The organism is Undibacterium sp. Ji49W (assembly GCF_049340205.1).
Taxonomy (GTDB): domain Bacteria; phylum Pseudomonadota; class Gammaproteobacteria; order Burkholderiales; family Burkholderiaceae_D; genus Undibacterium.
On sequence record NZ_JBMPOW010000013.1, the window covers coordinates 103897 to 117953 of the forward strand.

Genomic DNA, 14057 nt, shown 5'->3' on the forward strand with positions numbered 1-14057 from the left:
ATGGATAGATTAGGATTACGTCGCCAGCTCCCCGTATTTTTACAGACGGAAGCCACAGAGTGTGGTTTGTGCAGCGTGGCCATGGTGGCCAATTACCATGGTTATCTGACTGATCTGGCGACACTGCGTTTGCGCTTTTCTATCTCACGCAAGGGTGCAACCCTGCAAAGCCTGATCAGAATAGCCCGTGGCCTGAAGCTGGAAAGCCGCCCCTTAAAACTGGAACTGAACCATCTGTCGCAATTGCAATTGCCTTGTATTTTGCATTGGGATATGGACCATTTTGTGGTGTTGAAATCCGTTTCGGCAAAAGAAGTGGTGATCCACGACCCGGCCATAGGCTTGCGCCGCTTTAGTCTGGATGAATTTTCCAAACATTTTACTGGCGTGGCGCTGGAACTAAGTCCGGCCAGTGATTTCACACCTGCCACCAACAAACTGCAATTCACGCTGCGCAGTCTGATGGGGCGTATTACTGGTTTAAAGCGCGGCTTAAGCCAGATATTTTTACTGGCAATTGCGCTGGAATTTGTTTCGATAGCCTTGCCCTTTTATTTACAGTGGGTGGTTGATCATGCCCTGGTGTCCATAGATCGTGATTTATTAAGCACCCTGGCACTGGGTTTTGGTTTGCTGGTGTTGATACAGTCAGCAATTAGTGCCGTGCGCAGCTGGTTTGTAGTGGCGCTTAGTACTCGGCTCAATTTCCAGTGGATGGGCAATGTCTTTGCCCATCTGGTTAAGCTACCGTTAGAGTTTTTTGAAAAAAGACATATTGGTAATATTCTTTCTCGTTTCGGTTCTATCACCACCATACAAAAAACACTGACGACAGGCTTTGTACAGGCGCTGGTGGATGGTGTCATGGTCGTTGGCACTTTTAGCATGATGCTGTTTTACAGCCGCAGCTTGGCCTTGGTGGCTACGGCTGCCGTGTTGCTGTATGCCCTGATGCGCTGGAGTGTCTATAACGCCTTGCGAACAGCAACGGCGGAGCAGATTATTCACGCTGCCAAGCAGACTACGCATTTTCTGGAAACCGCTGGCGGTATACAAAGCGTGCGTCTGTTTGGCAAAGGCGAACAGCGACGTGCAGGCTGGTTGAATATTCTGGCAGAACAATTTAATGCAGATTTACGCATACAGCGTATTCGTGTCAGTTACGAAACGGCTCAAACCCTGTTGTTCGGTCTGGAAAGAGTAATCATTGTCTGGTTAGCTGCCCGTGCCGTGATGGACAATACTTTTACGGTAGGTATGTTGCTGGCTTTTATTGCTTACCGTGACCAGTTTTCTACCCGCCTTGCAGCCTTGATAGACAAAGTCATCGAATTCATGATGTTGAGCCTGCATGGTGAAAGGGTAGCTGATATCGTCATGGCAGAAACCGAACTGACCACGCAAGACCATGATCATGAACTGGATTTAAGCAAGGTCAAGCCCAGCATACAAATGCGCGATGTGTCTTTCCGCTATTCGCCCACCGAACCGAATGTGATTGAAAACATCAATCTCAGCATAGCGGCAGGTGAATGCATTGCCATTACTGGCGTATCGGGTTGTGGCAAGACTACTCTGGTAAAGGTCATGCTGGGTTTGCTTACGCCCACGCAAGGCGAGGTCTTGCTGGACGGTGTGCCCATCAAGCGCCTGGGTTTAAGCAATTACCGCGACATGATAGGCACCGTTATGCAGGAAGACCGTATGTTCTCTGGTTCTATTGCCGACAACATCTGCTTTTTTGACCCGCTGCCAGATTGGGATCGTATACACCACTGCGCCCAATTGGCAGCAGTACATGATGAAATCACCGCCATGCCCATGGGCTATTACACCATCACAGGCGACAGTGGTATAGGCATCAGTGGTGGGCAAAAACAAAGGATATTACTGGCCCGCGCCCTTTACCGCCAACCCCGAATACTGGTATTGGATGAAGCTACCAGTCAACTGGATGTGGCAAACGAACGTAGTGTGAATGCGACCGTGACTGACCTGGGCTTAACCCGCATTATCGTCGCTCACAGGCCGGAGACGATAGCGATGGCGGACAGGGTGGTGGTGATTAAAAAGGGAGCACTTGTTGGTTAGATTAACTGAAATTGATTATCTTTATCGGGCAGAGTGTATCAACTGCATCAGCTTATCAATAACCAATCTAATCAGTGCTCCGTACAATGTTTAGCCGAAATATTTAAAATGATTTATTAATATTTACTTTGCTGAACCATTAGGAATTTTCTGAATTGCTTATGTTCCGGGTCCTACATCACACTCCGGATCCCATTTGACTGTGACACCAGGATTTGTAAGGGTGGATAAAAATGAACCTTGAATTCTCCATTTGTCCGTTTTTATCGTATTGTTTATTAAGGCTACTGTGAAGTTATTCGCTGCATTGAGGTCGTATGTATATGCACCGTCAGGGGGGAAGGGGCCTGTGCCATTTACGTTCCCTGGAGTGGCGCATATTTGACTTTCGCTTATGACCGAATAGTCAGAACCTTGATTTATACCGTGCTCAATGAAATTGTACTGATACGTGATTGTGTCGCCATCACAAAAATACGGCAATCCATTGGCAGGGTCGATAGGGGGCAAAGGTAATGAGGTGAATTGTCCAACTGCGTTACCACGTCGGTCATAAGGTATAGTGAAAACATAATTTGTCAAAATTTTCTCCTTGAAGTAGGGGGTACTGGTTAATTTTATGAATCAGTAATGTTAATTACTAATTCACTTTCACTAAAACATCAATATTCAACAATCTCTTCGAAAATCCTTTTCCAACTTACAAGAATTTTACTTGTAACCAGTATCCCGGCGAAGAGTCATTAGGCCCGGTTCGGATTCGATGATTTTGATTGGATACCCAAGTTCTTTCGCTTTATTGATGGAGATCAAAGCAGATTGCCTATCCCCCAGCAATTCTTGTGCCAGACCTATACGAAAATACTCTACAGCGCTTATCAACTTCAAATTGAGAAGTTGTTTAATTAATTCTTCTGATTTCGCTTTGTCATTTATTCGAGCAGAATAAACGGCCATTCTAGAGATTAATGTCGAATCATTTGGATTTTTTTCTATTAAAATCCCAATTAAATTGCTAGCCTTCTCATATGCTTTTTTCGAGTCCTCAGTTCGCCCTGGCAGCCATAACAGCGTATCTGCTAGGTTTGCCCAGCCTAGGTAACTATTTGGGTTGCCTTTGTCTGGTGATACCGCATATTCAAACGCTTCTGCTGCGGCCAGATAATTTCCTTTCAAAAATTGAGCATTTCCTAAGCTAGTGTAAAGTCTGGCACTTGGGGAAATTTGCAACCCCTTCTGCAACACCGCCATCGCTTCATCAGTTCTGTTTTGATGCAAGAGAGTGGCGTTCAAATTTGCATACGCATTTACAGCGTCTGGTTGCAGTTTTATACTCAGTCTGAAAGCTTGTTCAGCTTCTGCATATCTACCTTGTTGATAACGTGCGGTTCCAATTTCTTCGGCAAATACACGTTCTTGTGGGAATTTTTTCAGTGCAATTTCCGCAATTTTTATAATTTCATCATGCTGCTTCATACTCCGCAAAGCCGCTAATTTACACATCCAACCAAATATTTCACCGGGATCGAGCGCAAGCGCTTTTTCGGCGTTGACTATTGATTCTTCACCTTTTCCTTGTTTTACTAGCACCCATGCCTTAGCGACATAAGACAGCGCTAACTGATCATTGATTTTCATGGCCAATTGTGCACTTGCATCCGCTTTTTTTAACCAAATGTCGTCTTGATCCTCATTCGTAAATCGAAGGCTATAGGCAATAGATAGCCCTGCGATTGCGGCTGCATTTTTGGGATTATGTTGCAGAATGCTCTCGAAGCTATTGATGGCAGCATTTAACTTACCTGGTCTATCAAATAATTTGAGCGCGTCTAAACCTTGTTGCATTGTCAATGATGGTGAAAACGGCTTCAACGACATCTTGTCCAGTTCAAGATAAGGCACAGCCTGCCAGACACCGTAACCCAGCGCGATGAAGGCAGCCAATATCAATACCGCACGCTTGGGTGTGCTGAGTTGTTTCCAGCCTTTGTTTGAGGCGGTAGATTTGCTGCTCGTCAGATTTGGTTTTACTGCCAATACACTAATCAAAGGCCGCAGTTTTTCACTTACCTCCTGCATGCTCCCCAAACGCTTTTCAACCTGCTTCGCCGTCATCGCCCGCACCAGTTTAATCAGTGCAGGATTGGTATCGGCCGGGAATTCCCAGGTGTCTGAATTGGATTGCATCAGTGCGGCGGCCAGGGCCAGGCCGCTGGCGTTGGCGAAGGGGCGGGTGCCGCTGATGATTTCGTACAGGATGACGCCCAAGGCATAGATATCGCTCTGGGCATTGGCGGCGGCGCCCATCATGCGTTCTGGTGCCATGTAGGCGATGGTGCCCTGGGGGTCTACCTGGCTTAATGATGTGGTGGCCTGCACGTCGGCTTGCGATGCCAGACCAAAATCAAGGATGCGTACTCTGCCGTCTGGTTCCACCATCAGGTTGGATGGTTTCAGGTCGCCGTGGATGAGGCCGGATGCATGCGCTTCCTGCATCGCTTCTGCCACCTGGTTGATGATGTTGATGGCTTGCTGTTCGCTGACTTTTTCTTGTCGCAGCAGTTGTTTCAGGGTGTGGCCGGGTACCAGTTCCATGACGATGGATTGGCTGTCGCCTTCTTCTTCAATGGCAAATACTTTGACAAAGGCTGGGTGTTTCAGGGAGGCGGCAAGACGTGCTTCTTTGATCAGGCTGGCGGGTTGGGCCATGCCTTCCAATGCTTTCAGCTGTTTGATGGCAACAGGGCGGCATAGCTTGGTGTCCCAGGCTTCGTGTACTTGGCCAAAGCCGCCTTCACCAAGGCGTTGTTTAAATTCGTAATGCCTTAAGGTTATGCTGTCCTGATTGGTATTTTGCATTGGTTTCTTGCATGGTTATTATTTTTTGCCGCATATTGTTCTAAGCAGCTATCCAACTACGCAAGATAGTTGCTAGTCGTAACAAGTTGTAACGGCAATTTGGTAGAGAACTTTATTACAAAACTGTGTACTCATGGTGACAAGCAAAGATATTTTATATGTAAATGACATGTCAACAGGCAGCTATTTACATGTAAGCAACGGGTATTGCTAATTGAATAATCTGCTACCGCATGAATATGCATCTATTAATGCAGGGTGTCTAAAATACTAGCACTTTTGCTATGCGATGCGGCGTATTCCGGCTTCAGTCCGGTTTGATGATATTGACTTGCCCTTTTAGCATGGTCACAAGTTCTGTTTCAAACTGATGGGCCAGTTTTTGTTTGATGGCGATCGTGATGGTGGTGGATTCGGTATAAACCAATTGCTGTACGGTGGCGGCAAATTTATCGCTCAGGCGACGTACATGCGATTCATCGGCATAGGCGCAGACGATGTCCCATTCAACAACATATTCAACTTCCACCAGTTCTGCATTTTTGAAGGCGTCGGAAATGGCTTGCCCATAGGCGCGGGTCAGACCACCGGCACCCAGCTTGGTGCCGCCCCAGTAACGTACGACGACGGCCAATACGTTGGTGACATCTTTGTGTACCAGTACGTTGTACATGGGTTTGGCGGCAGTGCCAGAGGGTTCGCCATCATCATCGAGGCCAGAATCGCCAGTGCAGATCAACGCCCAGCAGACGTGTACGGCGTCCGGATGTTGTGCACGTATGCTTGCCAGTTGCTGGCGTGCTTCGGCACGGCTGTTGAGTGGATAGAGCTGTCCCAGAAAACGGCTTTTCTTGATTTCAATTTCGGCAAAAGCGGGGGCAGCAAGCTGGTACATGGATGGTCTGGTGGGGCAAAGTCGCTATTTTGGCGGCTTATTGGGTTTGGGTATACAAAAAAGGCGCTAAAACCGCGTGGGTTCGTGTGTGAAATTTTGCTTAGTTCCATTCCCTTCAAGGGAAGGGCTAGGGTAGGGATGGGTTTCGGTGGATTGACTTGTTTGCAAATTACTATGGAAACCCATCCCCATCCCAGCCTTCCCCTTGAAGGGGAAGGGGCGAAACCATTCTTGCTATGCGTGTCAGGCTTTGTTTGCTTTCGACCTTGCAAAGCCTGAATGCAAAGCCGATGCGGTTATCGGCACATATTGCCAGCATTTCACCAGCTTTTTGCAGATGATGCGGCGACCTATGATGTATATCAAGCAGCCTGGTCCACAAGCATCTTATCTTTTGCGTTTGAACACGCTTTTACCGGAGTGAGAACATGTCTTCCCTTACCGACCCCGTCCTGATGCAGGCCGCCAGCCGCGCCTTGCGCCTGATGGACCTGACCAGCTTGAATGATGATGACACCAGGGAAAAAATCACGGCCCTGTGCAATGCGGCCAGCAGCGCAGAGGGGCAGGTGGCGGCGGTGTGTATTTATCCGCGCTTTATTCCACATGCAAAAAAGATGTTGCTTGAATTGGGTACGCCAGGCATCAAAGTGGCGACGGTGGTTAACTTTCCTTATGGCGATGCAGACGTGGATATCGCCTTGGCAGAAACCCGTGCTGCGATTGCCTATGGTGCAGATGAAGTGGACCTGGTTTTTCCATATGCTGCGCTGATGGCGGGCGACACCAGTACGGGGGCCTCGATGGTCAGGGCTTGCAAGGCAGCCTGTGGCGACAAGGTGTTGAAAGTAATTATAGAAAGTGGCGAGCTGAAAACCGGGGCATTCATTCGTGTTGCCAGTCTGTTAGCGATTGATGCCGGGGCCGATTTTATCAAGACATCTACCGGCAAGGTGGCTGTGAATGCCACGCTGGCGGCTGCAAAAACCATGCTGACGGTGATTAAGGAAACCGGTGGGCATTGCGGTTTCAAGGCAGCAGGTGGGGTGAAAACCGCTGAAGAGGCAGCCGCCTATCTGGCTTTGGCTGATTCACTGCTGGGGCCGGATTGGGTGAGCCCGGCACACTTTCGCTTTGGCGCTTCCAGCCTGTTGAATAATTTGCTGGCTTGCCTGCGCGGCGGGCAAATGCAGTCTTCCACGGGTTATTGAGATGTTGCTGGCACAAGAGCTGATACGCAAGAAGCGGGCAGGGCAGGCTTTGGATCAGCCAGAGATTCTGGCTTTGGTCGCAGGCATGGTGGATGGCAGCGTGTCTGACGCCCAGCTGGGCGCGTTTTGCATGGCGACCTGTTTTCAGGGAATGACGGCGGCAGAAGGGGCGGTGCTGACCTTGGCCATGCGCGATTCTGGCACGGTCTTGCGCTGGGACGATCTGGATTTGGCTGGCCCTATCGTCGACAAGCATTCTACCGGTGGTGTAGGCGATCTGGTGTCGCTGGTGCTGGCACCGATGGTGGTGGCATGTGGTGGCGTGGTACCCATGATTAGCGGGCGCGGTCTGGGGCATACCGGCGGTACACAGGACAAGCTGGAAGCCATACCTGGTTATTGCAGCACACCAGATTTGGCTCGCTTTCGCAAGGTAGTCAGGGAATGCGGCATGGCCATCATAGGCCAGACTGTTGATCTGGCACCGGCTGACAAGCGTCTGTATGCCATACGCGATATAACGGCGACGGTGGATTGTCTGCCTTTGATTACGGCATCCATCCTGTCGAAAAAATTTGCGGCCGGGTTGGATGTGTTGGTGATGGATATTAAGTGCGGCAACGGCGCACAAACACCAGCGTTGTTGCAGGCGCAAACACTGGCACGGCATATCATCGACACCGCGAATGCGGCTGGCATGGTGTGTTCAGCCCTGATTACCGACATGAGCCAGCCGCTTGTACCCAGTGTAGGTAATGCGACAGAAATCCGTGAGGCCCTGCATTACTTGCGCGCAGATACCTGCCCGTCGCGTTTGCATCAGACGGTGTTGGCACTGGGCACAGAAATGCTGATGCAGGCAGGCCTGGCCAGTAATGCTCTTGATGCCCAGGTGCGCTTGCTCGATGCCCTGCACGGTGGCAAGGCAGCACAGGTTTTTGAACGCAGTTGTGCAGCGCTTGGCGGGCCTGCCGATTTATTGTCCGGCTTTGATCGCTACCTGCCACAAGCGAGGGTGCAGCATACTTTACTGGCGCCGCAGACTGGCATTGGCATGTTTTTGAATCATATCGATACCCGGGCGGTAGGCATGGCGGTATTGAAAATGGGCGCTGGCCGCAACGCCGGTGTGGATTTGAGCACAGGTCTTAGCCAGCTTGCTGAACTGGGGCAAAGAGTTGATGCCGATACGCCGCTGGCCATCATACATGCCAGCGATGAAGCCAGCGCGCAGGAAGCCGGCAGGCAGTTGCTGGCCGCCTTCACATTTGGTGAAGAGGCGCTGGCTCGCCCGCAACAAATCCGGCATACCGTGCGCGGTTCTTTGCAATATGGCACGCCATCTTTATCCAAGCAGCTTATAAGTGATACCGCATGTCCACACCCCACATAAATGCCGCAGCCGGTGACTTTGCCGATATCGTGTTGATGCCGGGCGACCCTTTGCGGGCCAAGGCGATTGCCGATGCCTGGCTGACTGATGCGCGGCTGGTCAATACGGTACGCAATATGTGGGGATATACCGGCACTTACCGTGGCAAAAGAATTTCTGTCATGGCGCATGGTATGGGCATACCGTCCATCAGCATTTATGCCACTGAGCTGATACGGCATTACGGTGTGAGCAAACTGCTGCGCCTGGGTTCATGCGGTGCCTTGCATGCAGATATTGAGCTGGGTGATGTGCTGATTGCCATGGGGGCCAGTACCGACAGCAAGGTCAACCGCATGCGTTTCATGGACCATGACTTTGCCGCCATTGCTGATTATGCGCTGCTGGCCCGCGCAGTTGAAACCGCACAGCGACTGCAATTGCCGGTCAGGCTGGGAAATGTGTTTTCTGCGGACCTGTTCTATTCGGTACAGCCAGCCCTGTTTGATGTGATGGAAAAAATGCAGATACTGGCGGTGGAAATGGAACTGGCCGGTTTATATTCGATTGCGGCAGAACATGGCGTGCAGGCGCTGGGTTTGCTGACGGTGTCCGATCACTTGCGCAAAGGCAGCAGCATGTCAGCCGACGAAAGGCAAAACAATTTTAATCATATGATGGAAATTGCCATGGAAACTGCGTGGTCGCTGGTCTGAGTGATGCCACTCGCCTCAGTTGATCTGCCGTGCTTACTGAATCACAAAGTTTTCAAAGAACACATCGGTCACGCCATCATGTTCTTTCAGTTCCAGGGTTTTGTTGACGCCGTCCTTGATTTCTTCCATCAACTGATGCTTGCCTTCCAGACTTTGCAATTGTTCACTGCCTTTGCCGCTCAACAGCAGTATCAGAGTATGCCTGACCTTGGGCATGAGCATTTTGATTCTGTCACTCACTTCGGGATTGGCAATCTGTAGTGCCATGCTGAGTTGCAGATAGCGTTCAGTTGTCGACAGATTGACAACGAATGCTTCCAGCTTGGCGGTGGGTGCACCAGCAGACGCACTGGCTTCCTTGCCGCCTGAATTGGCAGAGGCCGACCCCGTTACCATGCCAAGGGCAAGACAGAGGGCGAGGGTGATTGAGGATATTTTTGCCATTGGGTGTAATTTATATTTAGTTGGACTTACGCAAAACCGCCCCAACTGCGTTGCAGCTCCTCTCCTAGGAGCCGCGTACTATTCGTACTGTCTTCGTCGCTACGCCTTGCTGGGACAATTTTGCGTAAGTCCTATTGAGATTGCCTGGCCCAGTATTCGTTATCGGGCGATGAACATTAGCTTAGCGCATCTTGCTGAAACACACTGTTAAAGAAACTTGATTGGAGGTTAATAATTGTTGCTGTCAGATGTGAAAAAGCCGGTTTCAAGCATGCTTGAAACCGGCTAATGCAAAAAACAGGCCTGATTGTTCTGGCTTGCTTCCGTCGTGCTCCCGTCGTGCTTATACCCTCATTTACACTGTCAAAGGTTTGTAACGGATGCGTTTTGGCTTGGCACCTTCTTCACCCAGGCGTTTTTTCTTATCGGCTTCATATTCCTGATAGTTGCCATCAAAGAAACTGACTTGCGAATTACCTTCGAATGCCAGAATGTGGGTGGCGATACGGTCAAGGAACCAGCGATCATGGGAAATCACCATGACGCTGCCGGCAAATTCGAGCAAGGCATCTTCCAGTGCACGCAGGGTTTCCACGTCCAGATCGTTGGATGGTTCATCCAGCAGCAAGACATTGCCGCCTTGCAGCAGGGTTTTGGCCAGATGCAGGCGGCCACGTTCACCCCCAGACAGGTTACCGACGATCTTTTGCTGGTCACCGCCCTTGAAGTTGAAGCGACCCAGGTAAGCGCGCGATGGCATTTCAAAACGACCCACGGTCAAAATGTCGGCACCATTCGCCACATCTTCAAACACGGTCTTGGTATTGCCCAGGTCTTCACGTGACTGGTCCACTAGCGAAATTTTGGCAGTCTGGCCCAGCACGACTTCGCCGCTGTCCGGTGTTTCCAGACCCTTGATCATCTTGAACAAAGTCGATTTACCGGCACCGTTAGGGCCGATGATGCCGACAATCGCGCCAGGAGGAATCTTGAAGCTCAGGTTGTCGATCAGCAGACGGTCACCAAAGGCTTTGCTGACGTTTTTGAATTCGATGACTTCATTACCCAGACGCTCGGCCACAGGGATGAAAATCTCCTGGGTTTCATTGCGCTTCTGGTATTCATGTTCGCTCATTTCATTGAAGCGGGCCAGACGGGCCTTGCTCTTGGCCTGACGTGCTTTCGGGTTCTGACGTGACCATTCCAGTTCTTTTTGCAGGGCTTTCTGGCGTGCGGATTCGGTCGCTTCTTCCTGCTTCAGGCGGGCTTGTTTCTGGTCCAGCCAGGAAGAGTAATTGCCTTTCCACGGGATACCGTGGCCACGATCCAGCTCCAGTATCCATTCAGCGGCGTTGTCGAGGAAGTAGCGATCATGGGTAATCGCCACCACGGTGCCAGGAAAGCGCAGCAGGAACTGTTCCAGCCAGTCGACCGATTCAGCATCCAGATGGTTGGTTGGTTCATCAAGCAAGAGCATGTCAGGCTTGGACAGCAGCAAACGACACAGAGCCACACGGCGTTTTTCACCACCGGATAAGACGCCGATTTTGGCATCCCATGGTGGAAGGCGCAGCGCATCGGCAGCCATTTCCAGTTGCAGTTCTACATTGTCGCCAGAGGATGTGGAGATAATCGCTTCCAGACGTGCCTGTTCATTTGCCAGTGCATCAAAGTCAGCGCCTTCTTCTGCATAGGCGGCATACACTTCTTCCAGCTTTGCCTTGGCTTCAAACACTTCGCCGAGGGCGGATTCAACGGCCTGACGCACGGTTTGTTCAGGATCAAGTTGCGGTTCCTGCGGCAGGTAACCAATGTTCAGGTTAGGCATGGGCACGGCTTCGCCCTGTATGTCCTTGTCTATGCCTGCCATGATTTTCAGCAGGGAAGACTTGCCGGAACCATTCAGACCCAGCACGCCAATTTTGGCACCAGGGAAGAAGGACAGGGAAATATCTTTCAGGATTTGACGCTTCGGCGGGACGATTTTGCCGACGCGATTCATGGTGTAGACGTAATTGGCCATTTTTCTTGATTTTTCATAGGGAATAAGAATGCCTGCAAGGATACCTCATGCAGACGGGTGTCGTCATATTTTGCCAAATTTATGACCCGGCTGTGTAGATTCTGGTGGGCTGATGCTGTCTGGAAAGGCAGTGCAACGCGTATTTTGTGCTCTGCACCAGAAGTTGAGCTAGCTCAAGCCCCTGTTGTTTGTGTGGATATACACTTTATTCATCACTGTTGAGAAAAGGAAATGAAAATGAAAAAGATCGTAATCGCACTCTCCCTGGCAGCTATCGGTTTTACTGCAACCCAGGCAATGGCTCAAGAACAGAGCCCATGGCAAGTGCGTGCCCGTGTTGTTAACATCAGTCCCGCCAATAGCTCTGACCCCGTCGGTGGCGCTGGTGCCTCTGACCGTATTACCGTCAGCAGCAAAGAAATTCCTGAAGTCGATATCACTTATTTCTTCACGCCAAACTGGTCTGCTGAACTGATACTGACTTACCCACAAAAGCATGATGTGATGCTGGATGGTGCCGTTATCGGTACATTCAAACATTTGCCACCTACGCTGACTGCGCAATACCATTTCGCACCCGAATCTAAAATCAGCCCTTATGTTGGCGCTGGTGTGAACTACACACGTATTTCTGACGTGAACCTGCTGAAAGGCGCAGGCGGTCTGGAAAACAGCAGCTTTGGTCTGGCAATACAGGCTGGCGTCGATTTCAAACTGGATAAAAACTGGTCCCTGAATCTGGATGTGAAAAAAGTGCAGATCCGCAGTGACGTCACCATCAGTGGCGCCAAAGTCAGCGCGGTCAAGATTGATCCCTGGCTGGTTGGCGTTGGTGTCGGTTACCGCTTCTAAAAAAGCCAATACAGACGTTCATGTTTTCCCCTTCCGGCTTGGGAGGGGATTTTTTTATTGTTCCCCCGGTGCACGTCGCCGCTTACCGCTGAATAAATTCTTCCGGTTTTAAGCTTCATCCCGGAATGCATCGATAGCAGTTATGCTGTCACGTACTTCTCGTATTGATATTTTCCTGATGAAACCTTGAACGGTACCGTGCTGATGAGCGCGCAGGGCCGGTGTAATCTGGCGTAATGCGGCTTAATCTGGTGTCATACGCAAAAAATCCAGACGACCTATAATCTAGCTCCGTTTTGCTCACTTATTGGAGTTTCCTCATGTCTATTTCTATGTATGCCGCCTCTGTTCCTGTCATTAACCAGATGCTGGACAGTCTGAGTGATGTGCTGAAAAAGGCGGAAGATCACGCAACAGCCAAGAATATTCCCGCAGAAAACTATTTGCAGGCGCGTTTGTTCCCGGACATGTTGGCCCTGGTACGCCAGGTGCAGATCGCTGCTGATTTTGCCAAGGGTGTAACTGGCCGTCTGGCACAGGCAGAATTGCCTGCCTATGAAGATACTGAGACAAGTTTTGCTGACTTGCAGGCACGCATTGCCAAGACCAAGGCATTTATTGCTAGCCTGGATGCTGCTCAATTTGAAGGCAGCGAAGGCCGCAATATTGTCCTGCGCCCTGGTACGCCGAAGGAACAGACATTTTCGGGCCAGGCCTATCTGATCAACTACGGTTTGCCACAGTTTTTCTTCCACGTCACTACCGCTTACGCAATTTTGCGCCATAACGGCATAGAAATCGGCAAGAAAGATTTCATGGGTCTGCGTTGATTTGAGCTTATGAAGGACCTTGGTGCTTTGATTAATTCATGATTAATTCATGATTTATGCATGAATGATCCAGCGAATGGCATCCTGATATAAAAAGCTGACATGGAGTGATCCGTGCCAGCTTTTTTCTTGAAATGCAGGCTTGCTGGCTAATGTAGCAAATTGAAGTAGGCCAATGCCGCCGCTGCTGCAAGACATAACAGCAGTGCCAGTGTGTAGGACGGTGCATTACTGTTGGTATTGCTGGTTTGGGCGATGCTGTGGCGGCTTTTGCCACGCCCCAGTTCGCCAGCCAGTTTTTTCCTGTTGAAATCATCTGTAAACAAATCGATGATGGCGACAGAGTCCAGTTTCAGCAACTTTGCATAGGCACGTATGAAACCCCGGATGATGGCTGGTTCTGGCAATAATGCATAGTCATCTTTCTCAAGGGCGTTAATTTGACGGGGTGCCATCTTCAATTGTGCCGACACCTGCTCCACCGACAGGCCCAGCGCATTGCGTGCGGCAGCCAGTTTTGCGCCAGGCGAGCTAGCCAGCCTTTGGGCTTCGGCATCGATTAATTCGGTAGCGATGGGTTGTCCAAGCCGGGACTCTATCAATTCCTGATAATGAAATGCGCCCGTGGCTTCCGGCATGGGCTGCACAGTTGTCTCAGAATCTTTCATTACCGTGCCTTTTGTGAAAACGGAGTGCAGCTTGCATAGTGGAGTGTCAGTTTGAAGTCTTGTTTGAAGTTTTCGTAGAAAGACTTCGTTTGAAGT

12 protein-coding genes are annotated in these 14057 nt (G+C 50.2%); 6 read left to right on the forward strand and 6 right to left on the reverse strand.

Features of this window, described 5'->3' with window-relative positions; all coding sequences use genetic code 11:
* On the forward strand, positions 1–2091 hold the full coding sequence (locus ACO0LK_RS17040; RefSeq protein WP_422977067.1) for a peptidase domain-containing ABC transporter: 2091 nt from the start codon (positions 1–3) through the stop codon (positions 2089–2091).
* A 159-nt stretch (positions 2092–2250) separates the two neighbouring features.
* Here the strand turns inward: ACO0LK_RS17040 and ACO0LK_RS17045 are convergent, their stop codons facing one another.
* The 3 genes from ACO0LK_RS17045 to ACO0LK_RS17055 all read right to left on the reverse strand — a co-directional run bounded on the left by ACO0LK_RS17045 (position 2251) and on the right by ACO0LK_RS17055 (position 5845).
* On the reverse strand, positions 2251–2673 hold the full coding sequence (locus ACO0LK_RS17045; protein ID WP_422977069.1) for a hypothetical protein: 423 nt from the start codon (positions 2671–2673) through the stop codon (positions 2251–2253).
* Between the two features lie 129 nt (positions 2674–2802).
* Positions 2803–4950 (reverse strand): protein kinase domain-containing protein, encoded by a 2148-nt coding sequence (locus tag ACO0LK_RS17050; protein ID WP_422977070.1) that lies wholly within the window; start codon positions 4948–4950, stop codon positions 2803–2805.
* A 307-nt stretch (positions 4951–5257) separates the two neighbouring features.
* Positions 5258–5845, reverse strand: coding sequence for an IMPACT family protein (locus ACO0LK_RS17055; protein WP_422977072.1), 588 nt, complete (start codon positions 5843–5845; stop codon positions 5258–5260).
* A gap of 428 nt (positions 5846–6273) precedes the next feature.
* Here ACO0LK_RS17055 and deoC point away from each other — a divergent pair, with 428 nt between their 5' ends.
* From deoC to deoD, 3 genes are read left to right on the forward strand one after another with little or no spacing between them, the layout of a single operon-like run.
* Positions 6274–7056, forward strand: coding sequence for a deoxyribose-phosphate aldolase (gene deoC, locus ACO0LK_RS17060; RefSeq protein ID WP_422977074.1), 783 nt, complete (start codon positions 6274–6276; stop codon positions 7054–7056).
* Between the two features lies 1 nt (position 7057).
* Positions 7058–8449, forward strand: coding sequence for a thymidine phosphorylase (gene deoA / locus ACO0LK_RS17065; RefSeq protein WP_422977076.1), 1392 nt, complete (start codon positions 7058–7060; stop codon positions 8447–8449).
* Positions 8431–9144 carry a purine-nucleoside phosphorylase gene (gene deoD / locus ACO0LK_RS17070; protein WP_422977078.1) on the forward strand — a complete coding sequence of 238 codons (714 nt, stop codon included), beginning with the start codon at positions 8431–8433 and terminating at the stop codon, positions 9142–9144. Before deoA ends, deoD begins: the two co-directional genes overlap by 19 nt.
* 33 nt (positions 9145–9177) lie before the next feature.
* Here the strand turns inward: deoD and ACO0LK_RS17075 are convergent, their stop codons facing one another.
* Complete coding sequence (locus ACO0LK_RS17075) at positions 9178–9588, reverse strand: flagellar basal body-associated FliL family protein (RefSeq protein WP_422977080.1); 411 nt, start codon at positions 9586–9588, stop codon at positions 9178–9180.
* A gap of 355 nt (positions 9589–9943) precedes the next feature.
* A complete protein-coding gene (gene ettA, locus ACO0LK_RS17080) occupies positions 9944–11611 on the reverse strand; it encodes an energy-dependent translational throttle protein EttA (RefSeq protein ID WP_422977082.1) in 1668 nt (555 codons plus the stop codon).
* A gap of 237 nt (positions 11612–11848) precedes the next feature.
* Between ettA and ACO0LK_RS17085 the strand changes: the two genes are divergently transcribed.
* Positions 11849–12463 carry an OmpW/AlkL family protein gene (locus ACO0LK_RS17085; RefSeq protein ID WP_422977084.1) on the forward strand — a complete coding sequence of 205 codons (615 nt, stop codon included), beginning with the start codon at positions 11849–11851 and terminating at the stop codon, positions 12461–12463.
* Between the two features lie 320 nt (positions 12464–12783).
* Positions 12784–13293 (forward strand): DUF1993 domain-containing protein, encoded by a 510-nt coding sequence (locus ACO0LK_RS17090; protein ID WP_422977086.1) that lies wholly within the window; start codon positions 12784–12786, stop codon positions 13291–13293.
* Between the two features lie 149 nt (positions 13294–13442).
* Here the strand turns inward: ACO0LK_RS17090 and ACO0LK_RS17095 are convergent, their stop codons facing one another.
* The gene (locus ACO0LK_RS17095; RefSeq protein WP_422977088.1) at positions 13443–13961 is read right to left on the reverse strand and encodes a helix-turn-helix domain-containing protein; all 519 of its coding nucleotides are present in this window, start codon (positions 13959–13961) and stop codon (positions 13443–13445) included.
* Between the last annotated feature and the right edge of the window lie 96 nt (positions 13962–14057).